General features: G+C 44.6%; 26 protein-coding genes. 10 read left to right on the top strand and 16 right to left on the bottom strand.

Annotated features, from left to right (window positions below):
- Positions 1-61: 61 nt before the first annotated feature.
- The 4 genes from pfkA to DOE51_RS16530 all read right to left on the bottom strand — a co-directional run bounded on the left by pfkA (position 62) and on the right by DOE51_RS16530 (position 2,620).
- A complete protein-coding gene (pfkA, locus tag DOE51_RS16545) occupies positions 62-1,051 on the bottom strand; it encodes a 6-phosphofructokinase (protein WP_142697634.1) in 990 nt (329 codons plus the stop codon).
- Positions 1,052-1,168: 117 nt separating this feature from the next.
- Positions 1,169-1,441 (bottom strand): HU family DNA-binding protein, encoded by a 273-nt coding sequence (locus DOE51_RS16540; RefSeq protein ID WP_142697633.1) that lies wholly within the window; start codon positions 1,439-1,441, stop codon positions 1,169-1,171.
- Between the two features lie 171 nt (positions 1,442-1,612).
- Positions 1,613-1,846, bottom strand: a complete 234-nt coding sequence (locus DOE51_RS16535) for a DNA gyrase inhibitor YacG (RefSeq protein ID WP_142697632.1) — start codon at positions 1,844-1,846, stop codon at positions 1,613-1,615.
- A 66-nt stretch (positions 1,847-1,912) separates the two neighbouring features.
- Complete coding sequence (locus DOE51_RS16530) at positions 1,913-2,620, bottom strand: hypothetical protein (protein WP_142697631.1); 708 nt, start codon at positions 2,618-2,620, stop codon at positions 1,913-1,915.
- 214 nt (positions 2,621-2,834) lie between these two features.
- Between DOE51_RS16530 and DOE51_RS16525 the strand changes: the two genes are divergently transcribed.
- Positions 2,835-3,689 carry a hypothetical protein gene (locus DOE51_RS16525; RefSeq protein WP_246845150.1) on the top strand — a complete coding sequence of 285 codons (855 nt, stop codon included), beginning with the start codon at positions 2,835-2,837 and terminating at the stop codon, positions 3,687-3,689.
- On the opposite strand, the gene DOE51_RS16520 is transcribed toward DOE51_RS16525, so the two are convergent.
- A complete protein-coding gene (locus DOE51_RS16520) occupies positions 3,639-4,409 on the bottom strand; it encodes a prolipoprotein diacylglyceryl transferase (protein ID WP_142697630.1) in 771 nt (256 codons plus the stop codon). The genes DOE51_RS16525 and DOE51_RS16520 overlap by 51 nt on opposite strands.
- 107 nt (positions 4,410-4,516) lie before the next feature.
- Here DOE51_RS16520 and DOE51_RS16515 point away from each other — a divergent pair, with 107 nt between their 5' ends.
- Together DOE51_RS16515 and DOE51_RS19345 are read left to right on the top strand one after the other, a co-directional pair.
- Positions 4,517-5,593: a cyclic nucleotide-binding domain-containing protein gene (locus tag DOE51_RS16515; RefSeq protein WP_246845149.1), complete on the top strand. Its 1,077-nt coding sequence runs from the start codon at positions 4,517-4,519 to the stop codon at positions 5,591-5,593.
- A complete protein-coding gene (locus tag DOE51_RS19345) occupies positions 5,553-5,948 on the top strand; it encodes a hypothetical protein (protein WP_246845148.1) in 396 nt (131 codons plus the stop codon). The genes DOE51_RS16515 and DOE51_RS19345 overlap by 41 nt, the downstream gene beginning before the upstream one ends.
- Positions 5,949-5,956: 8 nt before the next feature.
- On the opposite strand, the gene DOE51_RS16510 is transcribed toward DOE51_RS19345, so the two are convergent.
- Genes DOE51_RS16510 through DOE51_RS16495 form a run of 4 tightly spaced genes read right to left on the bottom strand, consistent with a single transcriptional unit; the run spans position 5,957 to position 9,297 of the window.
- Entirely contained in the window at positions 5,957-6,769 is an 813-nt protein-coding gene (locus tag DOE51_RS16510; protein ID WP_142697629.1) for a metal ABC transporter permease, read from the bottom strand.
- Positions 6,769-7,338, bottom strand: a complete 570-nt coding sequence (locus tag DOE51_RS16505) for an ATP-binding cassette domain-containing protein (protein ID WP_142697628.1) — start codon at positions 7,336-7,338, stop codon at positions 6,769-6,771. The genes DOE51_RS16510 and DOE51_RS16505 overlap by 1 nt, the downstream gene beginning before the upstream one ends.
- Positions 7,339-7,347: 9 nt before the next feature.
- A complete protein-coding gene (locus tag DOE51_RS16500; protein ID WP_142697627.1) occupies positions 7,348-8,223 on the bottom strand; it encodes a metal ABC transporter solute-binding protein, Zn/Mn family in 876 nt (291 codons plus the stop codon).
- Between the two features lie 9 nt (positions 8,224-8,232).
- The gene (locus DOE51_RS16495; RefSeq protein WP_142697626.1) at positions 8,233-9,297 is read right to left on the bottom strand and encodes an outer membrane beta-barrel protein; all 1,065 of its coding nucleotides are present in this window, start codon (positions 9,295-9,297) and stop codon (positions 8,233-8,235) included.
- Positions 9,298-9,409: 112 nt separating this feature from the next.
- Between DOE51_RS16495 and DOE51_RS16490 the strand changes: the two genes are divergently transcribed.
- Both DOE51_RS16490 and DOE51_RS16485 read left to right on the top strand, forming a co-directional pair.
- Entirely contained in the window at positions 9,410-10,771 is a 1,362-nt protein-coding gene (locus DOE51_RS16490) for a sensor histidine kinase (protein WP_246845147.1), read from the top strand.
- Positions 10,768-11,292, top strand: a complete 525-nt coding sequence (locus tag DOE51_RS16485; RefSeq protein WP_142697625.1) for a response regulator transcription factor — start codon at positions 10,768-10,770, stop codon at positions 11,290-11,292. The genes DOE51_RS16490 and DOE51_RS16485 overlap by 4 nt, the downstream gene beginning before the upstream one ends.
- A gap of 35 nt (positions 11,293-11,327) precedes the next feature.
- Here the strand turns inward: DOE51_RS16485 and lspA are convergent, their stop codons facing one another.
- Together lspA and DOE51_RS16475 are read right to left on the bottom strand one after the other, a co-directional pair.
- On the bottom strand, positions 11,328-11,834 hold the full coding sequence (lspA, locus tag DOE51_RS16480) for a signal peptidase II (protein WP_142697624.1): 507 nt from the start codon (positions 11,832-11,834) through the stop codon (positions 11,328-11,330).
- Between the two features lie 60 nt (positions 11,835-11,894).
- Positions 11,895-12,404 carry a hypothetical protein gene (locus DOE51_RS16475; RefSeq protein WP_246845146.1) on the bottom strand — a complete coding sequence of 170 codons (510 nt, stop codon included), beginning with the start codon at positions 12,402-12,404 and terminating at the stop codon, positions 11,895-11,897.
- Between the two features lie 305 nt (positions 12,405-12,709).
- Here DOE51_RS16475 and DOE51_RS16470 point away from each other — a divergent pair, with 305 nt between their 5' ends.
- Positions 12,710-13,192 carry a hypothetical protein gene (locus DOE51_RS16470; protein WP_142697622.1) on the top strand — a complete coding sequence of 161 codons (483 nt, stop codon included), beginning with the start codon at positions 12,710-12,712 and terminating at the stop codon, positions 13,190-13,192.
- A 60-nt stretch (positions 13,193-13,252) separates the two neighbouring features.
- On the opposite strand, the gene DOE51_RS16465 is transcribed toward DOE51_RS16470, so the two are convergent.
- The 4 genes from DOE51_RS16465 to DOE51_RS16450 all read right to left on the bottom strand — a co-directional run bounded on the left by DOE51_RS16465 (position 13,253) and on the right by DOE51_RS16450 (position 20,273).
- On the bottom strand, positions 13,253-14,785 hold the full coding sequence (locus tag DOE51_RS16465; RefSeq protein WP_142697621.1) for a sigma-54 dependent transcriptional regulator: 1,533 nt from the start codon (positions 14,783-14,785) through the stop codon (positions 13,253-13,255).
- The gene (locus DOE51_RS16460; RefSeq protein WP_246845145.1) at positions 14,778-16,565 is read right to left on the bottom strand and encodes a CHASE2 and HATPase_c domain-containing protein; all 1,788 of its coding nucleotides are present in this window, start codon (positions 16,563-16,565) and stop codon (positions 14,778-14,780) included. Before DOE51_RS16460 ends, DOE51_RS16465 begins: the two co-directional genes overlap by 8 nt.
- Before the next feature lie 221 nt (positions 16,566-16,786).
- The gene (locus DOE51_RS16455) at positions 16,787-18,106 is read right to left on the bottom strand and encodes a radical SAM/SPASM domain-containing protein (RefSeq protein ID WP_142697619.1); all 1,320 of its coding nucleotides are present in this window, start codon (positions 18,104-18,106) and stop codon (positions 16,787-16,789) included.
- A 217-nt stretch (positions 18,107-18,323) separates the two neighbouring features.
- Entirely contained in the window at positions 18,324-20,273 is a 1,950-nt protein-coding gene (locus DOE51_RS16450; RefSeq protein ID WP_142697618.1) for a hypothetical protein, read from the bottom strand.
- 197 nt (positions 20,274-20,470) lie between these two features.
- Between DOE51_RS16450 and DOE51_RS16445 the strand changes: the two genes are divergently transcribed.
- Together DOE51_RS16445 and DOE51_RS16440 are read left to right on the top strand one after the other, a co-directional pair.
- Complete coding sequence (locus DOE51_RS16445) at positions 20,471-20,734, top strand: 2Fe-2S iron-sulfur cluster binding domain-containing protein (protein ID WP_168196476.1); 264 nt, start codon at positions 20,471-20,473, stop codon at positions 20,732-20,734.
- A gap of 49 nt (positions 20,735-20,783) precedes the next feature.
- Positions 20,784-21,764, top strand: coding sequence for an MBL fold metallo-hydrolase (locus tag DOE51_RS16440; protein WP_142697616.1), 981 nt, complete (start codon positions 20,784-20,786; stop codon positions 21,762-21,764).
- Between the two features lie 62 nt (positions 21,765-21,826).
- On the opposite strand, the gene DOE51_RS16435 is transcribed toward DOE51_RS16440, so the two are convergent.
- Positions 21,827-24,091: a transglycosylase domain-containing protein gene (locus tag DOE51_RS16435; RefSeq protein ID WP_246845144.1), complete on the bottom strand. Its 2,265-nt coding sequence runs from the start codon at positions 24,089-24,091 to the stop codon at positions 21,827-21,829.
- Between the two features lie 115 nt (positions 24,092-24,206).
- Between DOE51_RS16435 and DOE51_RS16430 the strand changes: the two genes are divergently transcribed.
- Together DOE51_RS16430 and DOE51_RS16425 are read left to right on the top strand one after the other, a co-directional pair.
- Complete coding sequence (locus DOE51_RS16430; protein WP_246845143.1) at positions 24,207-24,842, top strand: co-chaperone GroES; 636 nt, start codon at positions 24,207-24,209, stop codon at positions 24,840-24,842.
- 9 nt (positions 24,843-24,851) lie between these two features.
- Positions 24,852-26,270 (top strand): hypothetical protein, encoded by a 1,419-nt coding sequence (locus DOE51_RS16425; protein ID WP_142697614.1) that lies wholly within the window; start codon positions 24,852-24,854, stop codon positions 26,268-26,270.
- The last annotated feature ends 48 nt before the right edge of the window (positions 26,271-26,318 follow it).

Raw genomic sequence — 26,318 nt, 5'->3', positions numbered from 1 at the left:
ACTATGAATATCCTTTAGGATTCAAGTATCTAGAAAAGAGGTCAAGACAAAAGGGAATGAACTATGTGGCCAAAAGATTTGCTAAGGAGATCAAATCCATTTGGGATTTTTTCTCGGTCTTAGTGACGATATCCAAAGGCACGGTTACAAGGCGTTCGCCCTCTGTGCCGATCATGATGTCACATTGACCTTTCAGAAGTGAATCAACCGCTGCGGCACCCATACGACTTGCAAGGATACGATCCGCTGCTGTCGGTGAACCACCACGTTGTTGGTGACCCAAGATAGAAACTTTCGCTTCCATGCCTGATTTTTTACGAATGGAATCAGCAAGGTCGTAAGCACGACCTGGTTTTTGGCCTTCTGCTGTGATCAAGATACTGCTTGTTTTACCACGAGCGATACCTTCTTTGATGTGATCGATCGCTTTTTCAACAGTCGCTGTGCCATCTGGAGTGAAGATTTCTTCCGCTCCACCTGCTAGGCCCACGTGGGATGCGATGAAACCAGAGTTGCGACCCATCACTTCAACGATAAACAAACGATCATGAGAAGCAGCTGTGTCACGAATACGGTCAATCGCTTCAAGCGCCGTGTTGACGGCTGTATCGAAGCCGATTGTTTTATCACTGCCAAAGATGTCGTTATCAATTGTGCCAGGAACGCCAACGATAGGAATTTGATGTTCTTCCCAAAGTGCATGAGCACCGCGGAACGAACCGTCACCACCGATGCACACAAGGGCATCAATGTTATGTGCTTTCAAATTTGCTGCAGCTTTGGCGCGACCTTCGGGTCTTTGAAAATCAGCGGATCGTCCAGTTTTTAAAACCGTACCGCCACGTTGAATGACGTTTGCCATATCACGAAGTTGAAGTGGCGCAATCACGTTGTCGATCATGCCGACATAGCCGCTATGAATACCATAAACTTCAAGTTGCTGAGCAATACCGACACGAACCACAGCACGAATGGCCGCGTTCATTCCAGGGGCGTCGCCGCCGCTTGTATATACACCGATTCTTTTGATTTTCTTATCGAAGGTTGCCATACGGGAAATCGTACTGCTTTGCTTGATTGAAGGCAAAAAAAAAGGACGTTCTTACGAACGCCCTTCTCTGGTCTACACTTCAACGTTGTCGAAGTAGCAGAAATCTCTTAAAGGAGATTACTTAACCATTGATTTGAATTCTGCGCCAGCGCGGAATTTTGGAGCCCAAGCAGCTGGGATTTTGATTGCTTTACCAGTTTGTGGGTTGCGACCAGTGCGAGCTTTACGTTTAGCTTTAGTGAAAGTACCGAAGCCTACCAATTTAACATCGTCACCTTTTTTAACTGCTTTTTTGATGTTTTCTACTGCGCAATCCAAGATGTTTTCAGCTTGAGCTTTAGAAACTTTAGTTTCAGATGCGATTTTTTCGATAAGTTGTGCTTTGTTCATGTGAACTCCTGTTTAGACACGTGTGTGTGTCCTGCGTTGTTATAAAAATCTTGATGATAACTCTTCGTCATCCAATGACAGCCAAATATGAAATCAATTTTTAGTTTTCGTCAATAGCATTTTGCGAAATTAGCTCGCACTGCGCTTTTCAAAAGCATGCAATGCTGAAAACTAATGCTGATGATTGTTTCCTTCATCGCTATCGTCGTAATTGTCTTCATCGGAAGTTAAAGGATCACTTGAAGAATGTCCTACGGGAATGCGGTAACCTTCGCTGGCCCACTCGCCAAGATCGATAAGTCTGCATCGTTCAGAGCAGAAAGGACGAAAAGCATTTTCTGGTGAGTACAAAGTCAAACGCCCGCACTGCGGGCATTTGACTTGTCGAACTTTTGGTTCAGTCATAATTTTGGATTCTTGCAAACTCTTGCTAGCAGCGCAAGACGCAAGGTTTCTAGTGCGGAGTGCAGATTAGAAACGTTTGAACTTACCGCTCGCCATCTTAGTTGCTACACCGTTGAACGGGTAGTAGATGTCGTAAGAGAAGTAAGTGTCATTCACAGTACCTACTGGAACTTGAATTTGGATCAATCTCAAACCGCCACCATTCCAAGAAGAACCGTTTGATCTGATTTCGAAACCTTTGCTGTTGTTGATCAAGTTATAAGTCGTTGCGCTATACAAGTTCAATGGATTTAGTGCTGCACCGCCACCGCTGATGCCGAAGCTTGCAGTGAAATACTGTGGAGTTGGGTATGCAGTGAACTGAATCGAAGGTTTCAAATCTGAACCCATTGACCAAGCAACTTGAAGTGAACCAGCAACCCAGGCATTACAGTTTGCATAACCCGTGTTAATCAATGACCACACTTGTGTATCACAGATGCCCATCGCTTCTTTCAAGAATGCTTTATAAGCGCCCGTGTTTACGATCGTCATGTCACCACGATATTGTGTGTAGACTTGATAATAATTGTAGTCATAGTAATTCACTTGCGTCGTAGGACCCGTAGGATTCACGATGCCACCGTTTGCATTTACGCAATAAGATCCATTCCAAGAAGAACCCGCTGGGCACGAAACTCCGTATGCACCATTGGAACTGTCGCTACCTTTACTGCAGCCAACGAACCAAACAGTCGATGCGATAGCCGCGAATGCGAAGATAAACTTTTTCATAAGAACCTCTCTTAAATAAATAAACTTCTACGAAAGGATGCTACTTCATGAGACGTGCCAAAGGATTTGTGGAGCTAAGGTGGAAGTAAATCGATATAGAGGTGCTCTAACTGTTAGCTTCAGATCACCCAGAGACAATTTGTGTCGCTTTCGTCTAAACATCCCACAATGAGACGTTCTTTGTCAGAGTGTTAAAATCATTACAGTGGAATAGATGAATTCGAGTGTGTTAATTTGGCGCACTATGAAGGGCTTTAAAATCTCTCCCTACATTCTAGCCAGCATCCTGTTGATGCTTTTGTTTTCGATGATGCAGATGACGCGTCAATCGCTCAGCAAGCCCGTTCACGCGCAAGAACAATCTCAAGAGCGCAAAGACTACTTCTATCTTCCTGTAGGTTCTGCGAACGTTTCGAATGTCTCAGAACAAGACTATCGCGAATTGATCACGGACTTTCAATCGCACTATCAAAGCGCTGTTATTCAAACAACAGGAATGCCGCTACTAATCCCGAACGAGTGGAATAGTCCGTACTTCACGGCCTTCGCGATTAAGCGTGATACTTACATGCAAGTTTCATTGTGGGGAGGAATGGCGCGTGCGCCGGGCTTCACCAAATTGCAATTGGCGGCAGCGCTTTGTCACGAGATCGGTCACGTGATTGCGGGAGAGCCTCGTCAAACAATTCCTGGTTCTGACTGGGCATCGACAGAGGGTAATTCTGATTTCTATGCGGCTCGCGTGTGTTTGCCGGATTATTTGCGACGACATCCAGAATTGGCGAAGACTCTTGTGATTAATGCAAGAATTCAGCACATGTGTGGTGCGAATGAATCATGTCAGCAAGTCGCGCAAATTGGTTTTGATTTGGTAAATAGCTTCCAAAGATATTCTTATCGTGAATTCACGCCGGTCAGTCTTGATGTGCGTGCAGCTGCGGTGACTGAACTGGTTCGCAACTCTTATCCAACAGATCAATGTCGTTTAGATACTTTTTTAGCCGGAGCAAGTTGCCAACTAGGACAACAATGCCATGCCCCGACGTGTTGGCTTCCGGCGCAACAATAGCAGCAAGCCTAAAGCGATCAGCGCAATACTAATCCAGCTTGAAATAGAAATGCCCAATGAAGGTCCGCGGAAATCTTCACGGAAGGCCTCCATCAAAAGTCTGCCGATGCCGTGAAGGATCATCCATAAATAAAAAACAGATCCGGCATCGCCCAAAGATTTCGGGCGACGATGATTCGCACCAATAGACTCAACACCCATCAAAATGCAGACGACACCCATTTCCCACAAGAAGGCATATACTTGGGTCGGGTGACGACCACTGATGGCCCAAGGAAGCTCGCAATATTTTCCGTAACAACAGCCCGCAAGCAAACAACCTAAGCGACCAAAGCCGTAAGCAAATGCTGTGACGGGTGCAAATAAATCCAAATACCTTTCAGTATCTTTCGGAGCTTTGATTTCAAGAAACAACACGCATAAAGCGGCCGCTAAGATCGCGCCACCGAAGTAAACGAAGCCGCCATCCCAGAAGTACAAGATGCGCATGTAGTCTTCTTGGTAGTACGTCAGGTTCTCGTAAAACACGTGCATAAGGCGCGCGCCGATGAAGCCGGAAACCATAATTATCAGACTTAAGTCGAGCGTGATCGCGTGAGATAAATTGTACTTCTTCGCTCGATGAGTAATCCAAAAAAGACAAGCCATGACCACAACACTGAGGACAAGGTAATAGCTCGGAATTGAAACGCCGGAAGTGACGTGAATCAGCGGAAGCAAACGTCCTCCTTAAACACGGACGATAGACTTAATTTTTGTTAGATTCCCAGAAATATTCAAGAGCTATCTACCCAAGCATAGCTGTATCACTACATAATTGGTCCTATATGAGACTGCACCCGGCCGAGATTGCTAAGGAAATCAAAGGACACTCTTTTTTCAAATCCTTCAGTGAAGATTTGTTGCTGCAAGTTTCTGCCATGATTCATTCTGCCAGCTTTAAAGCTGGTGATTTCATTCTTAAAGAAGGCCAAAAAAACGATTCGCTTTATTTTTTACGAAGCGGAAAAGTTGAAATATCTTTGGCCGGCGAAATCCTAGCAACCTTTGAACATCCAGGTGAAGTTTTCGGCGAGATGAGTGTGATTACAAAAAATCCCACTTCAACAACCGTAAAAGCTTTAACTGATGTCGAGTGCTTTGCGATTCGTTCTGAAGATTTCGCCCACGTTCATCCAAAAGATAAAGATCGTTTTCAAGCTCTTCTTTACCAAATTTATTGCTTCATCTTGACGGAACGTCTGATGAAGACGAATGAAAAAGCACGCTTATTTGAAATCTTGAATCGCGAACTTCATGAAGCGCAAAAAGCTTTGACTGAAGGTCGTGGCGGTCGCGTTCTTTTGGTAGAGCCAGATAAAAAACAACAATTGCCAGTGCGTATGGCCTTGGGCGGTACCGGTGTGCAATTGGATCTTGCGGGTGACGCGGAAGCGGCTCGTGAATTCTTAAAAAATAATAAATACGATATCGTGTTGGCGGAAGATAGCTGCGTCGAAGTCCTTAAAGAGGTTCATGACGGTAAGCTTGCGCCACACGCGGTTCTTTTGACTAGCAAAGACGTGCAAGGAAACTTGCAAGTTCTTGAGCACAATCGCTTTGTTGAACATATTATCTCTCGCGATGCGGAAGATAAGAATGCGACAATTCGTTATGTCTTAACGGCGTTGGGCAAGCTTCTGAATAAAAACATCTTCGGGGTTGAAAAATACCTAACGTGGGGTGTGGAAGTTCAAAAGAAAACGGTTTCTCATTCTTCTCAGCGTGAACAACTTCGCGATGACATGGTTGCCTATTTCAAAAAAAATGGGTGTACGCAGTACTGTTCTAGATCGTGTGAACACCGTGACAGAAGAGATGTTAATGAACGCGATTTACGATGCCCCAACGGATGCGCAAGGTAAGTCGTTATTTAATCATCTGACTCGTAAAAATGAAATTCAATTGGATACGCACCAACAGTCGCAGCTTTGTTATGGCAGTGACGGGGTATTGCTGGCAGTTTCAGTTGTCGATCCGTTCGGCTCGCTAACAAAAGACATCATCGTTGATTACTTGATGACTTGTTATAACGGAACAGCGGGCAGCTTGAATACGCAAAAAGGCGGCGCGGGTCGTGGTCTTCATCAGATCATCGAAAATGCGGATCTAACTGTATTCAACGTGAAAAAAGGTATTCGTAGCGAAGTGATTTGTCTGTTCAATATTGACGGTCAAAAGCGCGAAGCTCAGCCATCATTCCATTATTTCTTCGTTTAATTCGGGCATTACAGCCCGAATCTAACAATAAATCCTACGATAATTTGACCAATCAAAACGCACGGTACTGTGGGTAAGTTCGTGGATAGCAGCGATAAGCAAAATCCTAAGAAGCAGCCCAGGGTTGAAATCAGGAAAACCCCTACTGTATAGCGTTTCAGGTTGCGCGCTTTATTTGATGCAAAACTTGTCGAGATAAATAAAGAACCAATTGTGAACAAGTATCCCATGCCTTGAATCGCTAAAGTAGTAAGCAAAAGTGTACCGACATCAAAGATGCGATTCTTCCAACTGCGATGAATAAGGCTTTGATTCACTAACTCAAAAGAGATGTGTGTAAGCTGTCTCCAGTAAGTTAATACAAAACCAGTGAACAGGGCTGCCGCCACCAAAGCCAACTGCCCTGTGGCATCACTCATCACTGCAAGATCGCCGAAGTAGGCAGCTGCCATGTGCGATTCCAACGAAGGAGTGATCGCCGTCATCAAATAAGTTAAGGCTAAAAAGAAAACGAACAAAGTCAGATAGATGTGATTGCGATCAGATTTCTTTTCAATCGCAAAATCAGAAATCACCAGCGTCAACCACCCTAGAGTCAGACCGAATAATAAACTGAGCCAATGAAAATCCGTGCCCATTAAGATATTTGCGACCAGGCCTAATACGATACCTAATGAAGACCCTTGGCCCAACACGAATACTTGTGCGCTTTTTTCACGTGCGGTCCATTGCGCACCCACGAGTGCTAAAGCTGCTGCCATCACGATCGACGAAGGCAAAGACCACTTATATATTTGCAGAAGTTCTAAGAAAGCAGTCATTAGCGAATCTCCACGTAGCGAATTTTTGGCCAATCTTGGATCAATGATCGATGCGAGATTAAGACCATCGCGCTTTTCGGATTTTCGCGCAGATACTGACTTAGACTGTGTTCAAGCAGTTCGCCAGCTTCCTTATCAACGTGATTGAACGGTTCGTCTAAAAACAGAATGCGGGGCTTACGTAACAAAGCCGAAGTGAATAAAACCTTCTGGCGTTCACCACCGCTTGCAGTATTCCATTTTTTATTCAGATCAAGACCTTTAAGTAAAGGGGACGTGACGTCTTCATTCATCAACATATCTGACAACGTCAGCGGCAGATGAAAGTTTAAATTTCCAAGTTGGGGAAGATAGGCGACGTCATTAAAGGCAGGAAGAATTTCGTAGTCACCAGCAAAGCTTTTATGAAGACCTAAAAGAGTCTTCATAATCGTGCTTTTACCTGCGCCGTTTTCTCCGCGCAGAAAAAGCACTTCGCCTTCTTGAAGTTCAAAATTCACAATCGGGGAGAGGGCTCGGCCTTCACGGCTGAATGCTTGTAAATTACGAACCTCAAGAAGTTTTTCCATAGGACATCCTTATGGAATGGATTTTACCAACAGATTTTGCAAACCCTCAATTGTTTTAGCATCGCCTGACGTTTGAACGTAAGAAGGAACAGTCACGACTGGAATTCCAGAAAGTTCACGGAATCTTTCAAGTGTCGCATGCGGAGCTGACGCTGTCGCAAACAAGACTTTCACACCCGCGGCCTTCGCAGCTTGGGCGGCTTGCGCAATTCGTGCTGCTGAAGGTGGCATGCCGGGCTTTTCTTCCAATGAACCGGCTGAAGAAATTCCGTAGGTCGCAAAGAAGTATGTGAACTCTTTGTGATACTCCATCATTTTGACTTTCTTGATTTTCTTTTCAATCGCAGCGTGCAGATCGTTCATTTGTTTGCGGAAAGTATCATAATTTTTCTGGAAGTAGTCTGCCTTTGCTGGCTCTGTCGCAGAAAGAACTTTTACGACCTCAGCTCCTGACTCCGCCAATTTCAAAGGGTCTAAGCCAAAATGGGGGTTGCCATGTGGATGTACATCGCCAAGCGAACGATCGACAACACCCACTGGAATTTCAAGCGGCTTTACACTGCGACCTAACTCGCAAAAACCAGTGCCACCTGGTTGCACTTTGGCGTTACCAGATTTGTCGACAACCTTAGGCAACCAACCGATTTCCAAATCCAAACCAACTGCGCATACGACATCAGCTTTGCGCACTTTTAAAATATAATCGGGACGAGCATCTGAATAGTGAGGGTCTTCGCTGCCTGACAGAAGAGTTGAAACTTCAACTTCATCACCGCCAACAGCTTTTACGACCTCAGCAACGTCAGGCAAGGTCGCAACGACTTTGATTTTAGCAAATGCATTTACAGAAAGAAAAAGACAGAAAGTTAATAACAACGATTTCATTTTTCACCTCTAGAATGCGTGTGCTGGGTGAGCGCCCAGGATCGCGATAAATTGCAATTCGATTTTTCTATCAATTTGATCTGCCATTTGCGCTTGGTTTAACACCTCGTGAGTATAAGCCACGCGCCAAGTTGCAAATTCGCTGGTTTTGAAAGTCAGCGTTGGAACAAAAGCATAGTCGAGATTTTTCTGTCTGTCGTTTGTGCCTTCGAAATTTTGAGATAAATCAGAGAACGCATCCATACGCAAACCCAGTGACCAGTTTTCGCTAAAACCATACTCTGGATAAATATACGCACCGATTTTTTCGCTGCGATCTGTGTCAGGGCTGTTTTGATTTTGGTACCAGATTTCAGATTGGAAGAACCAGCGATTGAATTTGCCTTCTTTTTGTTTGTAGACGAAATCCAAGCCACCTAGTTGCGTTTGTAGACCCGTTGAATCCGTGCGACCTAAATATGTACCACCAATTTGCAAACCGTTGTTGGCGCCTAAGTCGATGAAAGTAACAGGATGAATATAGTGAACTGGTACACGTGGTTTTTCACGAGGACTGTCTTCGCCCCATTGATAGCCGTTTGTCACACCGACTGTGATGTCCCAGTAACTGTCTGTTGGCAGAAGATAACTCATCTCTAAGCCCGTATCGTGAATGCCTTCTTCCGCGAAGAATTCTTTTTGCACGCGAGGCGCAGAAATAAACGGCCAGTCATGTTGATGGAATTGATTCAAGCGACCGACTCCTAAGAAGAACGTCCCGGCTTTAAAACGGAAACCGTTAAAAAGTTTCGTCGAACCGATATAACCTTCATGAAGTTCCGCTTTGTATTCGCCATCTTCGTTGTGGGCCGCAAAGTTGATAACCGCATCAAAGTAAGGATCAACCGCGCCATAAAGCATGAATTCAGCAGAACGAATTTCTAACTGATTGTTGTCTGAATTATCTAAATCCAGTGGAGCAACAGCATCAATCGCGGCAGAGAAGTTAAGGTTTTGCAGAATGGGCGCCTGGCTTTGTGCAAGAGCAGATTCCGCAGACAGAAGAAGGACTAGGGCAGCAAGTATCTTAGTCATCGTAGTTTCCGTAAGGTTAAGTTCCAACCTCGGCGAGGCCGAAGTATAAGTCTGATTTGTAAGCTAGTTAGATCTAAATAAGTTAAATGCAAGTTACTTGCAACAACATTAAATGGATTGGGGACAGCGCGTAAGCAACTTCCGGTTGCAGGGTGAAGACTTCCTTGCGAGCGCAAACCACGTCGACTATGAAGTGGGCATGACGACACAGTTTTTTAGAATATTTTGGCCTGAATCAGCGACGCGTATTCAAGGTTTAGTTCGCTTTCGTTGGATGGCCATCATCGGAATGATTTTCGGTGTCGTGCCGTTGTTGCAAGTTGGGTATTTGCAAAAAAATCAGATGCCGTTCTTCATGTGCGTGATTGCATTGCTCGCATTATTCAACGGATTGACTGAAGGTATTTGGAGCAAGAACACATCTTTAGTAAAAGAAGATCGACTGTTGTTCGCACAGCTAACGGTCGACTTGTTAACGGTAACCGCGCTGTTGTTCGTGTGCGGATCAGCGAACAATCCATTAATTTTCATTTTAGCGGTTCATGCTTTCTTAGGCGGTATGCTTTTAAGAAGTACGCTCAGCGGCGTTTTCATTGTTGTCGTTCTGGCCCTACTGAGTATTTTGCAATTCGAAACATATCAGGACTCTTCCATCACATTGAACGTTGATAATCGCGAAATGTATTTCGACTTCATGGCGCAATGGTCGGTCGTGATTATTTCGTGGTTCGTCGCGCACTTGTTCTCGGGTCTTTTGCAAAAACAAGAAGAGCGCATTCGTGAACTGCAAGAACGTCAAAGTAAAGCCGATCGTTTGAAAGCTTTAGGCGCGTTGACGGCGGGATTTTCTCATCAGCTGGCGACTCCGCTAAATGCTTTGCAATTGCGTTTGAATCGCGCGCAACGCAAATCTTTGACGGAAGAAATTCAAAATGAATTAGTGGAAGCGCAAAGTTCGTTGCAGGAATGCGTTTCAGTCTTCCGTCACATGGCGGAAGTGTTTTCGAATTCGACGGCGGCCGAACCACAAAATACCAAAGTGCAAACTTTAGTGACGGACGTTTTGCGTGCTTGGAAGCAAGATCATCCCGAAGTAAACATCGAAACTCATTTTAGTGACGAAGATTTGTTCTGTCAGATTCAAGTTCTGGCTTTTGCGCAAAGCTTGTTCGACATGCTTGATAACGCCTTTGAAGCCTCGTCACAAAATGAAGTGCAGATTTCCTTGCGTCTTTACAAACAAGATTCTCTGGCTGTCTTAGAAGTGATTGATGCAGGTAAAGGTTTGTCGAAAGAAATTTTATCGCGTTTAGGTGAGCCTTTTGCGACAGACAAAGTTGGTGGCAATGGTTTGGGCGTGTATTCAGCGCAAATGATGGCACAATCTTTGGGCGGGGAGTTTCGCTTGTACAACAATCAGTCGGGCCGAGGCGCCACCGCAAGACTTACGATTCCTGCAGGAAGTGCACTATGAAAATTGCAGTTAAAAAGCTTCTTTTAGTTGAAGACGACAAACGCCTGCGCGAAGTTTTGCAAGAGGAACTTAGCGAGCGCGGTTTTGAAGTGCAAGCTTTTGCCGCCTTGCCAGATTTAGCCACGATTCAAACGGCTGACGGAGCATTGCTGGATCTGCGTATCGGCAATGAAAGTGGTCTTGATATTATCGACAATCTTAAGAAAAGATTCCCTGGCATTCGCATTGTCTTGATGAGCGGCTTTGGCAGTGTCGCTTCTGCCGTTAAAGCTATGCAGTTAGGTGCGGAAAACTTTTTAACCAAGCCTGTAACGCCAGATATGATCGTGAAAGCCTTCGCAGTCGATGAAGCATCTGTTGACGTAAATAAAGAATCCGAGATTTCTTTAGCGCGCATGGAGCGGGAATACATCGATTACGTTCTGCAAACTTCCGATGGCAACATCACACAGGCCGCGAAAAAGTTGGGTCTGCATCGTCAAAGCTTACAGCGTAAATTGCGTAAGAACGTTCCGAAATAAAAAAGGCACCTCGTGGGTGCCTTTTTCTTTACGTGCTAAGTAGCACTTTCTGATTTTTCTTTTTTCTTATTTTCGATCAGCATCAACAGCAGCAATAAACCAACCCCGCCAACGATCGCCATATCAGCGATGTTGAATGCAGGCCAGCTCCAGCGGCCATAAAGATGGAAATCCAAGAAGTCGATCACATAGCGGAAACGCAAACGATCGATGTAGTTTCCGATCGCGCCACCGAAGATGCTTGAAAGCGCGATGATTTGTTTTGTGTCTTCGTCTTTCACTCCACGCAAGATACCCAAGATAATGACCAGGGCAATCGGTGGCATAGATAAGAAGAACAACTCGCGGAATGAAGGATGGCTTTCTGCCAAGAATCCAAACGCTGCGCCGAAGTTTCTTACGTAAGTTAAGTTAAAGAAATTAGGGATCACAGAAACTGACTCACCCAAATGGAAGTGAGTGTGAATGAACATTTTTACGCCTTGATCTAGAGCGATCAAAAAACCAGCGATAGCCAAAAGCCAGATGTACTTTTTCTTCATGAAGTCGTGCCTTTACGAATTAGAAAACTCACTATAGCCGAGAATCCTGAAGGATTTAAGCTATTTCAGCATGCCTTTGGATTTCACATAGCCGATTTTAATCAACATACGCACAACTTCCAGGTCAGAACTGAGGTTAAACTCCTCTTTGACTTCCTGAATCATCTGCTGAGAGCCGCAGTCCAAAGCCTCTAAAAGGTTTGTCGGGCGAGTCATCGCTGTAACCGTTTTTTCGGTATACGAAACCTGCGTCTGTGTTGGCGTAACTTGGGGAACATGAACCGGCTGCGGAACGTGAGCTTGTTGCGGTGGAACATGAGTCACCGGAGCTTGCGTTGGCGGTGGCGGCGGAGCTTGGTAAACAGGCTGAGCGGGACCCGCAGACACAGCGCCTGAAGCGGGGCGATCTAATTCACCCATCATTCCTGCTAAGCTCTTAAGTTCATTCTTGAAGTTCTGGATGCTGGGACGTTCAAGGGCTGAATCGCCGTCGCGAGTCGCTTTCAAATAAAGACTGACTAGAATATCAGGAGTCGTCGCGATCTCCTTGATAGAGGAATTCTGTCCCATAAGCCATTGATAGGCCTTCAACAGAATGTCCTTTGTGTATGCCTGTGGAGGCAACGGGTTCATAGTCATGTGTTTTTATTTCCCCTGTGACGAGGAGCTGAAACTACAGATTCACAGAACCTGAGTCAACGCGAACACAGAGCAACTTTCAAAAATCTTTTGCTTAAAAAATATGCATCACTAGATATGGAGCGAATTATTGAATTACAAAACTAGAAGCGCAGCGGAAAAGTAAAAATAGTCGCAGAGTTTTTCTTGCATTTCCCCGCAAACCCTACGGGACAATGGATCTTAAAGAGGTCTTTATGAAATTTTTAGGAGCGCTACTTTTTTTATTGCCACTTCATACATTTGCTAAGGGCATCGCTTGCCATCCTAATTTGCACGAATCACAAGTGCAGATTTCGTGGAACGAAAACGAGGTGATCATGCACGTTGAAAATCCGACGGGCTACTCGTACATGCCACAAATGGAAACTGTGGGTGAAAGTTCAATTCCATTTTTAAAAATGCAAAGCGAAGACCTTAGAAAATTAGGCGACACGTTTGAATATAAATGGAGCAGAAAAGATTGTGAGCTCGGTCAAACAGACGAGTGGCTGATTTCATGTCACGCGGAAAGCAAATCCGATAACGGCATCACTGCGTATGGCTTCACAACCGCAAAAATGACAGAGACTTCTTTGAACGGAAAATTTGAAACCTTCCGTGTGCGTTTGATTTTGCTGCAAACGAACACGTACTTCGTGACGATCCCAACGGCGCTTGAAAAATGCGCGCGTTTTTAAAAACAAAAAAGCCCTGGTTTTCGCCAGGGCTTTTTAATTTCAAAATTTCTTATCGCGAGATTACTGACCAACGTAGTCTTTTGCGTTGATACCGTATTTTTCGATCTTTCTAAGAAGAGTCTTCTTAGGAATGTTCGCGTGAAGCGCCGTTTGGTTGATGCGACCACGGAACGTCTTCAAAGCTTTGATGATAAATTCTTTTTCAAAAGCTTCTTTTTGAGCGTTGAAGTCCAAGCTTTCAGCAGAGCCTGTGAATGGAACGATTTCTTCACCGTCAAGATCGCTGTCGTCTCCACCTAAATCAGAATCTTCATCATCACCAAGGCTTGAATGCGCTTGAACTGCTGCCGATACGCCTGCGGTAGCAACTGAAGAAGCCGTTTCCATAACAGAAGGAACTTCGATCAAGTTTGTGCCTGTCGCGATCAACAATGATTCAGGAAGTGAAGCGATTGTGATGATGTTGCCCATCTCAAGAACGAATGCGTGTTCAATCACGTTTTCAAGTTCACGGATGTTACCAGGCCAAGAATGCTTTTTCAAAACCGCCATCGCGTCTGGAGCAATACCGTTGATACGTTTGCCATGAGCTTGATTGAACTTCTTGATAAAGATGTTCACCATGTGCTCCATGTCGTCTTTGCGTTCAGCCAATGCTGGCAAGAATATAGGTACGACGTTCAAACGATAGAACAAGTCTTCGCGGAATGAACCAGCTTTGATCATATCTTCCAAAGGACGATTTGTCGCAGCGATGATACGCACGTTTGTTGGGAACTCACGGTTTGAACCAACTGGTGTAAATACTTTTTCTTGAAGAACGCGCAAGATTTTAACTTGCATCAACTGAGGCATATCACCCACTTCGTCCAAGAACAAAGTGCCGCCTTCTGCGAATTGGAACTTACCGATTTTACGTTGATCAGCGCCCGTGAACGAGCCCTTTTCGTGACCAAACAATTCAGATTCAAAAAGGTTTTCTGGAATCGCAGAGCAGTTGATCGCAACGAATTTTTCATCTTTGCGGGCAGAGTTGAAGTGGATTGCTTTCGCAACCAACTCTTTACCTGTACCTGAAGAACCGCGGATTAAAACCGGAGTATCTACTTTGGCAAGGCGGTGGATGATGTTGAACACTTTCTGCATTTGCGAAGTGTGGCCGATGATCTTGCGACCGGCTTCAACCATCACTGGAGCAGAGGCTGCGATATTCGAAATCAAGTTGTGAGCGTTCACTGCTTTGTCGATCAAAGCAAGCAAGTCATCACCAGCAACTGGTTTCGCAAGGTAGTTGTAAGCGCCATCTTTAACTGCTTGAATCGCGTCGTTCAACGTTGCGTGGGCAGTCATGATGATGACGATGATACCTGGATTGAATTCTTTGATTTGGCGAAGAGCTTCTAGGCCATTCATGCGAGGCATGTCGACATCAAGAATAACTACGTCGTAGTTCTTATCACCAGCTTTGATTTTTTCCATCGCATTTACGCCATCGAAGGCCTCATCGATTTCAAAACGTTGAGTGACAGCTAAGGCTGATTTTACGGAAAGTCTTAGACCTTGATCGTCGTCTACAACTAAAACCTTAAGCATGAATACCCCCCTGCTCGATTGGCAGTTCTACCGTAAAAGTGGATCCATTTCCATAATTAGATTCTACGGAGATGTTTCCCTTGTGCAGTTCTGTAAAATATTTAGCCAAGTACAATCCCAACCCTGATCCCTTAATAGGAGAGGACTTAGCGTTCTTACTTCTAAAAAATTTCATGAAAATGTTGGCAAGTTCATCCTGAGGAATACCAGGGCCCTGATCGGCCACTTGGATGACCACGCGGCCTTCCGCTTCCTCGCTGCTTACCATGATTTTTGTGTCTTCCGGAGAGTACTTAATCGCGTTCTCTACCAGGTTCGAAAGGACTTGTTTCATCAAGTCCGCATCCATTGGAATTGGGAACATTGGCTCCAATTCAGATACGATTTGAATGCGTTTTACCTTCGCCAGGAATTCATGCTTACGAATGACTTCCTGAAGAAGATTGTTGATGTCACGGCTTTGTAAATGAAGTTGAACGCCTTCACTTTCGATACGGCCATAATTAAGAATAGCGCTGATAAATTTTAATAAGTCGTCAGCCGAATGTTTGATCGTATCAACGGCTTCACGCTGTTGCGAGCTGATCTGTGTAGAATCAGTCAAGATCACATCCGTCATCCCTTGAATGCGCGCAATCGGCGTTTTCAAGTCATGCGACATCATCGAGATAAAGTTCGTTTTCAACTCTTCAACTTGGCTTAAAAGTTTATTCTTTTGATAGTATTCCCAGCTGCGACGATTTTCGACGATCAAGCGGTACGGAATAAAGAAGTAATAACATAAGAAGATCGTTAGTAGCGGAGCCGCCATTGTGATCCATAAACCAAATGGCCAGAACGCAAAGTAACAAAGCAACGTGAAGCCTGCGACGGTGATACCCAAAAGCATCAAACCCTTTGTAGGCTTCATTGTTAGGACGACGTGAATTGTTAAAATCGAAATCAAAAGAATCAACAAACCGTTCAGCCATTTCGGCGCAAGAACAGGTGAAGAGTTCAAAATCATTGTATCGAACATGTTCGCTTGCAGTTCTGCCGTTGGCATCGCCATGATTTCACGCGAATACGGAGTCAAAACGTAATCTTTTGCAGTTTGTCCCGTGTCTTGACCAACGATCACGATTTTATCGAACATCGTGCCCGCAGGAACCAACGACGCTAAAACGTCTGCGAATGAATGGCGTGGATAAGTGCCAGTCGGGTGGAAGTCGATATAAGTCTGCTGCGAACTTGCGAACTCAAATTGACCTTTGATTGCCGAAAGATCGCTGACTTGCGGATTGTAAGTCGCAGCCACCTTCGCATGGAACAAAGGTTGTTTTTGATAAGAAACCAACATGCGACGAGTGACATTGTCTTTCGCATAGATTTTCAAATCAGAAGTTTTCGGAGCTGACGCCAATTGGATTTTTTCAAATGGCGGGGGCAGACTTGGTGGCGCTTGGCCTTCAAGAACCAAATCATCGCTTGCGACAAACAAACCAGGAGTGCGTGCAGCTAAGTCAGCAAAAGCTGCTTTTTCAGCGTCTGTCCCTTTAATGTCTTCAGTGCGTAAATCTAAAAGAATGTAGCGTGGACCTTGTTGCGCGATCTTATCAACTAGCTCTGTTAGCATTGAAGCTGTCAGATCGCTTTTAAGTTTCTTAACTCCTTCAGAGTCTAAGATAACCAGGTCTATTTTTCCGGAAGTGACTTCACGCGCTTTCGTGCGCACGCGAAGGTCATAAAGGAATCCCTCGATGTAATCCAACTTAATCTGAGACAAAAAGAAAGCGATCACTGAGGCTAATAAAATCCTCAATGCAATAGCAGGAGCATGTTTGAAGCTGCCGCCAGTTTCTGTTTTGTCTCTAAGGGAGGGAGGGAGAGACATACAAATATTTACTTTCTAAAGACTACGTGCCAGTTAAAGGAACGCAACCTGGTTGCATCGCTTTTGAAGTTGGCTCTGTTTTCTTTGGAGCTACTTTTTTGATGTGTTTAGTGTCTGATTGAGTCATGTTAACCTCTGCTTCTCTCATAGTATAAAATCGTAAGTGCAATTAAAGATCTAGTTCTTTCACAAAAGCTGACGTGCTTTTTGTGTTTGTCTCCTGTCAGTGACTTATGCACAAAAAGGCATCCGCCACCGCACAAGAAACGCGCCCAACAAGTTTGACACTTGTTCTTTTCAATAAGTGGGCTTTGTAAGCTTTCAAGCGCTGTATTCAAATTCTCAACATCGCCAAGCATTTCGTTTTTCTTACCTACTTCAAGTGGGCAAGAGTAAAGCTTGCTGTTTGAATCCAACGACAACAAAGACTTACCAGTACCGCAGTAGTTTTCACTTCTGCGTTGTTCGTCCAAGGCTGAAAAGTAGCCATCGAACATTGTGATTTTGCGTAATTCAGTTTCGCCGCCGCGGTCGTAAGCCAAAGCCGCGACTTTCGACATCTCGCTGATGAATTTTTGATTCGCTTCAGATGCCGCTTCTGTCACGTCGAAAGTGAATTCGTAAGCGTCAGCATTGAATTCAGAAAAGAAACGGTAAGCTTTTTCGACTTCCAAATTCGTGCGGCTGAAAACGGCGTGAAGAAGGATTCTGCCAAGTTCTGATTTATGTGCCAGAATCTTTTTAAGACCTTCAACCGTCGCTTTACCAGAACCTTGGCCATTCTTTTGTGGACGAGCCAAATCGTGAGTTTCTGGAGGACCGTCGATACTTACTGTGATCGAAGTTTTGATCGCAGTTAAAATATCAAGGATCTTGTCGTTCACTAAAGTCGCATTCGTGATGACGTTGAAAAATGATTTTAGATTTTTTGTCGCCGCGATCTCATTCACATAGTCAGCGATGATTTTGATCGCTTCAGGGTAAAGCAAAGGTTCGCCACCCAAGAACGTGATCGAGAAACTTTCACCCTCTGCAAGTTTATTCATGAAGTATTGAATTTGCGGCAAAGTTTTTTCGATAGAAATCTTAGCAATCGGATCGCCGTAAGTGCCGTCACCACCAGCAGCGCAGTATGTACAGTGCAAGTTGCAGATTTGCGTTACGTTGATAGTTAGCGCACGAATTTTAAATTTCGCGTTTGGAGTTTGTGCTGATGGATTGATTTCTTCATTCCATCCTTCAAGAGAACCCAAGGCTTCAGCGTTGACGCCAGCTTCGTTGGGTTCCATGTTCATCACGAATCCGTTATCGAAAGTTGTCGGGGCCATAGACGCCCAAGCTTCTTCAGAAACCTGAGCAACTTCCAGATTGCGCGCGTGAAAAGCCACCGGTGCTGATTCAACACCTGTTTTAATGGCAATAATGTCTTTGTGCCTACGCAATTGCATTCTGGTTTCCCTTCGTCACCAACACCCACATGTGTGCAAATGACGGGCCACTGAAAACCGCTTAAAACCGCCCTAAACCATCAAAAACTCACGGTTTTCTGGGGTCAAAATGCACTTTTTACAGCCTTGTTTAAGGGTTGATGGGGTCTTTTGAGGGCGAAAATGTCCTCGCGCAGGATAAAAAAAGGGCCCCGATAGGAGCCCTACTAATGTTGGATTACTTTTGTTTGACCGTAAATTCGCCGTTTTCATCTGTATATAAACGGAGGTCAAAAGAGCGGTCGGTGATGATCTGTTGGATGTACATCAGCGATTTATAAAGCTCTTCTTGAGCGAAGTTTCCGAATTTAAACGAAATCGTCTCAACACCTTTTGCAGAGAAAGTCATTTCGTAGGAAATCAATGTCGCAAGCTTGTCTTGTGGAACCAGTGATAACAAGAAGGCGCCACCGTATTCTTGCCATAATGGGAAGTCTTTGAGCAGCTTGAACTGTTGATAACGGCGCTCTGATGTTTCGCCCGGATTAAACACGATCGCCAAGCTGCGCGCGATGTAACTGATGTCAGCTTCATAGCGTTCAAAGCCATGTTGGTCATCGCCGTACACAGATGTTTCATGTGGCGGGACGCGAGGATAACCGCGCTCTTTAATGAAGTTATACAAACGACTGTACGCCATTTGATAATCCAGGCTTGGCATATAACGAAGACTGTCGGGGTGAAAGAAGATTTCATTTTTAAAGTAGCCATTCACGCGTTGGCCCTTCGAGAAATCCCAATTCTTCCAATCAATTTTTGCATATTGAGAAGCTGGAATAACTTCGCGCACGTGTTCTTGAATTTTTCTGAAATCACGTTGCGAGACGTTTTTCATTTTCAATTCACGACCCAATGTTAAAGCCACGAAATCAAGGGGCTTCCACGTGTCGTCAGAAGAGAACAGCATGTTCGTAAAGATTTTTGATGAGTCACCAAACAAGCCAAAGATAGCGTTTACTTTCTTCGAAGTTTGGAAGCTATCAAGGATGTACTTCTGTTCAACTTCATCGCGATCAATATGTACAACTTTATTTTGTGCATATGTGGAACCCGCCTCGAAGCGTAGGACGTTCAAGCCGAATTTGAATGAAGAACCACTGCTGATCGAATCATTTGAACCTTTAAAAACACGGTCGATGCGACGTTGTGAAGGTTGCAAACCATGGTCTTCAGCAGTGATGGATTCAACGTCAGTCAGATCCGTTAAGACGTCTTCTTTGACGGCGTCGCTATTGCTGATGGGATTGATAAAGGCCAATTCACTAAAGCGTGTTTTCTTGTGAATCAGGTTGTCGAAGGCTTGTGCTGCTTGCGCGTTATTCAAGTCGAAGACGTAATCAAGCATGAATAGGTTGTTCGCGTCTTTATTGATACCTAAGTTCAAAGGATCTAAGTTGATCCAGCTTTTAATTCTGTGATCCGCCCATTTGAAGCCCACAATCTTAAAGTTATCCATTGTGACGCCCGCATCGGCACCGCCACCTTTGCCGCGAATGGCGATCAACTTCAGACGAAGTTTGTTGTTGGGCATACGGAAAGTATGAATCAAAAACTCACCCGAAATATAAACGTGAGTAGAGCCCGAAGCATTGCCAATCGCCGTCAAAGGCGCACTGCCATTGAGTGACAAGACCAAGGAAAGTTTGCCGGTAATCGCTACGAAGTCGCCAGGATTTAAATTTTTAATGGCCTGTTCCGCCGATAACGGCAGATTTTTAGGAGTGTAGGGAAGGGCCGTCAAAGATTCAGATTGTTTTTTAAACTGACGAGCAAAGATGATTTCCGATTGATGATCAATGCTAAATCCAAGAGGTAAATCATTGCCATCAATGAAGTCACCCGGGTTTGCGTCAACGTCCAGAGTGTATTTATCAAGACGTGTATAATAGCCGTCCACATAGGAAGGTTCCGACTGCATTTTGTATTTCAATGCCGCTGAAAGTCCGTCGAAGACTTCGGCGTCGACGATATTTACCGTTGCTCCGATTTTCTGCTTGGCGATTAAGTTTTTAACTTTTTGTGCGAGTTTCGCTGGTTCAAGAAATTCTAAACCGCCCGCATGTGCTGGCAAAGTAGATCCAATAATTAAACCCGCAGACAATGATAACGTAAGATAACGTTTAAGCATCTTTTCTCCGACAAGAATTTCCGGCATTTTTAAACGGTCATTAAATATCAGAAAAATGGTATTACCGACATTCCTCGGCACCGGCAGAGAAGAAATCACAGGCTCGTTCAAACTTTAGACAGAAGGATAATTATGGAAGAGTTTAAATATTTTCGATTGAGCCTACAGATGTTCGATGCTGTGATAATCGTATGCAGGTGAAGTTTATACTCAACAATCAAGAGACAACAGTTGAAGCAGAAGAGGGAAGAAGTCTGCTTGATTTAGCTCTGATTGCGCGTATCAATCCTCCCTACTCTTGTCTTGAAGGGAACTGCCGCAGTTGTCTCGCGGTGATAGAGTTCGGCGACGTCGGTGGCGACGTTCCTGAAGACAAAGATGAGAAAAACGTCGTTCGCACTTGTCAGGCCGTACCTAGGTCGGAGCTTGTTGTCGCAAATTACGACAAAGTTGCTCGCTAAAAAATATCTGTTTGGAAACATATATTTTCGACGGTATCCTAAGCTCTCTATGTCTCTCACTATAAAATTCTGGGGCGTGAGGGGATCACTTCCTTCAGCACCAACACCGACGGAATGGACATATCATATTGAAGGAGTTTTAAGAAACTTCTTCTCGATGGGCTATCGTGACCTTTCTCAGGTTTCAAAATATATCAAAAGCGTTGAAGAGCCTGTTGTCGGTGGTTACGGGACTGCCACTACGTGTGTGGAAGTTCGCAGCGGAAAATCGCAAATCCTGATTGATGGTGGCAGCGGTATCCGAACTTTTAGTGAGTCGATCATGTCAGGAACGGCGGGTCGTGCAAAAGGGCCTTTCCATATTTTCATGACTCATTTCCATTGGGATCATGTGATCGGTTTGCCATTCTTTACGCCACATTTTATTCCTGGCAGCGAGATTCACTATTACGCGGTTCAAGAGGATCTTGAGCAGTTGATTCGTGGCATTTTCAAAAAGCCTTACTTCCCGGTGCCGTATGAAGCGTTGAAAGCGAAAATTCACTTTCACGTTTTAGAGCCTCGTAAACCCATCAAAGTCGATGATTTCACAATCACTCCTTATCAACTTGATCATCCAGATCCATGTTGGGGTTTTAAAGTTGAAGCGGGCGGCAAGACGTATGCACACTGTGTGGATACGGAAGGTACGCGCGTGACTCCTGAAGAATTGGGACCTGATTTGCCGTTGTATCAAAATGTCGATGTGATGTATTTCGATGCGCAGTACACGTTGCCTGAGTTGGCTGAAAAAGCAAATTGGGGTCACAGCGCTGCTCAAGTTGGACTTGAAATTGCGTTGCGTGAAAAGATTGGCCAAGTTTTATTTGCCCATCACGATCCAGGTGCAAGATCTGAACACGTGATGGAGTTGAAACGCCAAACGAAAGAGTACTACGAATCGTTGATGGCCAAGGCTTCTGAAAACAAAGAGTCGATTCAGCAAATCATCTGGGACTTCGCGCACGAAGGCTTAGAGATCAAACTTTAAATCTCCGAGAATAAAAGGCAAACTACTCCGACGAAGTCGGAGTGCAGACAAGCGAACTGAGCCTAAGGCTCAGTTCCTTTTCTAAATATCAATTCAACAGATTTTGGATCGTTCGGGCCTTTGATGGCACCGAGTGCTTGCAGAGTGGCTTCATCAAGAGTCACTTTCTCTGTGCCTTCGGGCCATGGGAAGTCGTCGGCAGGATAGCGCACGCCCACTTTTTTCATGAAGTTGATCCACACAGGAAGTGGACCACTTGTTCCGGTTAAGCGATGTGAAAGATTGTTATCGTAACCAACCCACACAACAGTCGTCATGTACGGAGTGAAACCACCGAACCACGCATCTTTATTATCTGACGTCGTACCTGTTTTACCTGCAGCGGGATTCAAGAAGCCACTTAACGTGACAGAGCGAGCTGTGCCCGAAAGCACCGTTTGTTTCATCATGCTGACCAGGCTTGCAACCGTTGCTGGGTCTTCAACTTGTTCACCTTTTGGATCATGAACAAAGACTTCGACATTTTCACCATTCAAAACTTTGCGGATGAACGAAATTTGATTTTTCTTACCCAAATTTGCAAGCGTCATATAACTTTGCAGAACTTCTTTCGGATACATTTCAAACGCACCCAAAGTCACTGAAGGGAAAGATTTCAATTCAGAATCCACACCCATTTTGTGAGCGATATCGACAATATTTCCAAGCCCAACAGCAATCCCTAAAGAGGCCGTAGCCGCATTCAATGAATTTTTCAAAGCAAAGAACATCGGCACAGTTCCGAAGTATTGTTTGCCGTAATTATCAGGCGACCATGACTGGCCTTCGTACTTTGTTGTGAATTTTTCGTCTTTCAACAAAGTGATCGGTGTATACGGTTTGCCTTCCGGAGTTTCATTCATCAAAGCCGTCAAATAAACGAACGGCTTCATGATGGAACCCACTTGGCGATGGCCATCAATCGCGCGATTAAATTGCGTCATACGATAGTTGCGACCACCAACCACGACACTCACTAAACCCGTTTTGTTGTCGCCAACTAAAACGCTGCCTTCAAGAGTATTGCCTTTTTCTTTCAGACCTTTGATGTACTTGTTGTTTTTCTCAAGGTTATCAAGCTGGCCACGCAAAGCTTCTTGCGCCACTTGCTGGGCTTGGAGATCTAAAGCAGTGTAGATCTTCATACCTTCCGGAGAAATTTTTAAAGTCTCCATCTGTTTACGAACGGCATCCAAATAGTAAGGCGCTGTTTCGGTCGCAAGAACAACCGGAGCACTTGGCAGTGGAACGCGATCGGCAACGTCAGCTTGTTCCGCAGTGATGAACTCAAGACCTTTCATCTTTTCAAGGACAAGATGTCTTCTGTTGACTGCATTTACAGGTTTTTTGAAGGGATTATAAAGACCTGGGCTGTTAACGATCGCTGCAAGCAATGAACAATCACTGAGGTCCAATTCTGTGACGTCTTTGTTGAAGTAATAACGAGCGGCCGCACCATAACCACGGATTTGGAACGATCCGTTTTGGCCCATATAGATGATGTTCAGATAAGTTTCTAAGATTTCATCTTTACTGAAGCGCGATTCTAAAAGAATCGACATGATGAATTCATTAAATTTTCTTTTGATCGTTCTTTCGCTGCTTAAGAAGTAGTTTTTCACTAATTGCTGAGTGATCGTACTTCCACCTTGCGCTGTTCTTCCGTGAGTTAAGTTTTTAAGCAAGGCGCGGAAAATACCCTTATAACTGACGCCACCATGCTCAAGAAATTGTGCGTCTTCGATGGACATGATCGCATTTGAGCACATTGGTGGAACTTCGCCCAAAGTGACCGGTTTTTGCATCAACGGTTCGTTGCCGATATATTGAGCAAGTAACGATGCTTCACCATTCAAACTAGGAACTTCATGGAAAGGGGAGCCTTGGAACACTTGCGAGATTAAATTGTCCTTTTGCAGGACGATAACTTGAATCGACTGATCAATGTGGGCGGTGTCCACATCTTTATTCACCCATCCAAAGCAAGATTCTTGTTCTTCATTCAGTGGAACTTGCAAACGCGCACTGCATTCTTCTCGAGTTGCAATGAAATAATCCCCTGGAAGAAGGCGTTGATCGTAAGTGCGCTTGCGGAAGGAATCCTTCACAAACATCGCTTCAAGATCGTCGATTTTTGTGAATGTGTGAGCAGTGAAAGACGCCGGAGCCGCGTAATATTCCGTCGGAATAAGAAACTTTTTCGACTCAAGTTTTTGAGTCATCTCTTTTTCCAGAGAGAAGTAAGAGTAGACACCAATGCCAAGCCCCGTGATGATTACAAGCGTCACAAGGATTGTAAAACAAATTAAAATGGTCTTTAATCGTGGTCGCAACATACATGTAGCGTAGTACGAAATTGTCTCTGAAGCAAAGCTCAGATGCAGTTGATTGAAAGGATCGTTTGTGGCTAAGAAGAAATCTTCTGCTAAGCAAACCAAAAAAGCTTCTCCAAAGAAGGCCTCAGTAAAAAAAACAGCTAAAACTACAGCTAAGGCCGCTCCGAAAAAGAAAACATCTCCAAAAGCAAAACCAAAAGTCGTAGCGAAGAAAAAAGCTCCGGTGAAAGCGAAAGCTAAAACTGCTGCTAAAAAATCTGCGCCAGCGAAAAAAGCTGTTAAAAAAGCGACTCCGGTTAAGTCAGCGAAGAAAACTCAAACAAAAGCTCCTGCGAAAGCAGTTGCAAAGCCTGCAGCTCAACATTTGTTGAAGCCAGCGGCGCCAAAGAAAGCTTTGGATTTGAGTCAATTTGTAACTCCACTAGATGACCGCATGATCGTGCAAGTTTCTGGTGCAGAAAGAATGACTGCTGGTGGTTTGTATATTCCAGACACTGTCGCTGATACTTCTGGCAATTTGGAAGGCACTGTTGTGGCAGTTGGCCGCGGTCACGTAAGTAAGAAAGGTCACCTTCGTCCGATGGACGTAGCCGTTGGCGATAAAGTTGTTTTTTCTGAATACGCGGGCTCAAAAATTAAAATTCAAAATGAAGACCTGATCATCATTCGCGAAGGCGACGTGATGGGCGTGGTTGCGAAATAAGGGAACACAATGTTGAACAAAAATTTGATCAAAGTTTTGGGTCTTTCCATTGCATTGATGTCTAGCACTGCGGGTGCGATGGCGTTGGACTGGAGCGGTGGTTATCGCGCTGAATGGACAGAAGTTGATAAACCTTCTTTGGGTACGCCTCCGCAAAGAAAAGCTTATGGTTTGAACTCTTTGTACCTAAGCCCAAAAATCATCGCGGCTGATGGTGTGAACATCAATTCAAAATTCGATATCTTGACGAACTCATTCTACAACAACTCTCAGTTGGGTGAAATCTGGGGTCTGAATGATAGTTCGCCTGTTGTGAACTCACAAAATCAAGGCACATCTTCAATTCGCGTCAGCCAACTTTATTTGACTGTGAATCAAGAGTACGGCGCTTTGATGGTCGGTCGTGTTCCTTGGGAATTCGGTTTGGGCATGACTTACAATGCAGGTAAAGGCATGTTCGATCACTGGTATGACACTCGTGATTTGATCGCTTACAAAATCGTTGTCGGTGACTGGTTCATTATGCCGATGTTGGGTCGCCAACAATCAACTGATTTCGGTCAAGGTGGCACAATCAGCACATTGGGTGTGCAACTTCAATACGAAAACACTGAAAACAAATCATTGATCGGTGTGTATATGGAGCAAAAGAAAGGTGCGGCGAACGCACTTGACTATTCTGCAAGCCAAATTGCGGCTTACGGTGCTTCAGGTGCCGCTCCGAATGCATTGAATGAAACAACAACAAGCTTCGTGTTGGGTCGCGGTTGGGACAGCTTCGGTTTCAAATTGGAAGCTTCATTCTTGCAAGGTGAAACAGGTCTTGTGACTTCTTTCGGCGATGACATCCGCTTGGGTGGTTATGGTATCGCTGCTGAATTGTATTTCCCACGCCAACAATCTAAATGGGATTGGACTGTGAAAATGGGTATGGCGACTGGTGATGACGATTCAACAAACTTCGGTGGTTTCGCTTTCGATCGTAACTATGAAGTGGGTATGTTGTTGTTCAACCACCGTTTGGGTGGTGGACCAGATTTCCTTCAAACAAACACGGTGAAACCAACAACGGGTTCAAACGGTGCAACTTTGAACGTTGGAAACTCTGCGGATGACGAATCTGTGAGCAACGCAGTTTACATCGCGCCGACAGTGAACTACGCATGGAATGACAAATTCGATTTGAAGAACACGCTCGTTTATGCGCAATTGTTGAACACAGTGAAAAATTCTGTTGATGCAAAAAAAGATTTGGGCCTAGAATGGGATATCGAGTTGGTTTACAAACCGAGTGATCGCATTCAGTGGGTGAATCAAATCGGCTTGCTCTTCCCGGGTGATGCTTGGAAAAATGGTACAGGCACAGACGGTAACTTGAGCAGTGATTTTACATTTGGATTTGCAAGTAAAGCCGCCATCAGCTTTTGATAACAACTTGATTGCACTTTGTACGACAGCTTGATGACTTAATTTTAC

The sequence above is a fragment of the Bdellovibrio sp. NC01 genome, assembly GCF_006874625.1.
Classification (GTDB): Bacteria; Bdellovibrionota; Bdellovibrionia; order Bdellovibrionales; family Bdellovibrionaceae; genus Bdellovibrio.
This window is presented reverse-complemented; position numbering and strand designations above follow the sequence as displayed.

Excerpts from the sequence above, each read along its gene's own strand:
- pfkA (WP_142697634.1), bottom strand. The coding sequence starts at position 1,051 with ATGGCAACCTTCGATAAGAAAATCAAAAGAATCGGTGTATATACAAGC.
- DOE51_RS16540 (WP_142697633.1), bottom strand. The coding sequence starts at position 1,441 with ATGAACAAAGCACAACTTATCGAAAAAATCGCATCTGAAACTAAAGTT.
- DOE51_RS16535 (WP_142697632.1), bottom strand. The coding sequence starts at position 1,846 with ATGACTGAACCAAAAGTTCGACAAGTCAAATGCCCGCAGTGCGGGCGT.
- DOE51_RS16530 (WP_142697631.1), bottom strand. The coding sequence starts at position 2,620 with ATGAAAAAGTTTATCTTCGCATTCGCGGCTATCGCATCGACTGTTTGG.
- DOE51_RS16525 (WP_246845150.1), top strand. The coding sequence starts at position 2,835 with ATGAATTCGAGTGTGTTAATTTGGCGCACTATGAAGGGCTTTAAAATC.
- DOE51_RS16515 (WP_246845149.1), top strand. The coding sequence starts at position 4,517 with ATGAGACTGCACCCGGCCGAGATTGCTAAGGAAATCAAAGGACACTCT.
- DOE51_RS19345 (WP_246845148.1), top strand. The coding sequence starts at position 5,553 with ATGAACGCGATTTACGATGCCCCAACGGATGCGCAAGGTAAGTCGTTA.
- DOE51_RS16510 (WP_142697629.1), bottom strand. The coding sequence starts at position 6,769 with ATGACTGCTTTCTTAGAACTTCTGCAAATATATAAGTGGTCTTTGCCT.
- DOE51_RS16505 (WP_142697628.1), bottom strand. The coding sequence starts at position 7,338 with ATGGAAAAACTTCTTGAGGTTCGTAATTTACAAGCATTCAGCCGTGAA.
- DOE51_RS16500 (WP_142697627.1), bottom strand. The coding sequence starts at position 8,223 with ATGAAATCGTTGTTATTAACTTTCTGTCTTTTTCTTTCTGTAAATGCA.
- DOE51_RS16495 (WP_142697626.1), bottom strand. The coding sequence starts at position 9,297 with ATGACTAAGATACTTGCTGCCCTAGTCCTTCTTCTGTCTGCGGAATCT.
- DOE51_RS16490 (WP_246845147.1), top strand. The coding sequence starts at position 9,410 with ATGGATTGGGGACAGCGCGTAAGCAACTTCCGGTTGCAGGGTGAAGAC.
- DOE51_RS16485 (WP_142697625.1), top strand. The coding sequence starts at position 10,768 with ATGAAAATTGCAGTTAAAAAGCTTCTTTTAGTTGAAGACGACAAACGC.
- lspA (WP_142697624.1), bottom strand. The coding sequence starts at position 11,834 with ATGAAGAAAAAGTACATCTGGCTTTTGGCTATCGCTGGTTTTTTGATC.
- DOE51_RS16475 (WP_246845146.1), bottom strand. The coding sequence starts at position 12,404 with ATGGGACAGAATTCCTCTATCAAGGAGATCGCGACGACTCCTGATATT.
- DOE51_RS16470 (WP_142697622.1), top strand. The coding sequence starts at position 12,710 with ATGAAATTTTTAGGAGCGCTACTTTTTTTATTGCCACTTCATACATTT.
- DOE51_RS16465 (WP_142697621.1), bottom strand. The coding sequence starts at position 14,785 with ATGCTTAAGGTTTTAGTTGTAGACGACGATCAAGGTCTAAGACTTTCC.
- DOE51_RS16455 (WP_142697619.1), bottom strand. The coding sequence starts at position 18,106 with ATGCAATTGCGTAGGCACAAAGACATTATTGCCATTAAAACAGGTGTT.
- DOE51_RS16450 (WP_142697618.1), bottom strand. The coding sequence starts at position 20,273 with ATGCTTAAACGTTATCTTACGTTATCATTGTCTGCGGGTTTAATTATT.
- DOE51_RS16440 (WP_142697616.1), top strand. The coding sequence starts at position 20,784 with ATGTCTCTCACTATAAAATTCTGGGGCGTGAGGGGATCACTTCCTTCA.
- DOE51_RS16425 (WP_142697614.1), top strand. The coding sequence starts at position 24,852 with ATGTTGAACAAAAATTTGATCAAAGTTTTGGGTCTTTCCATTGCATTG.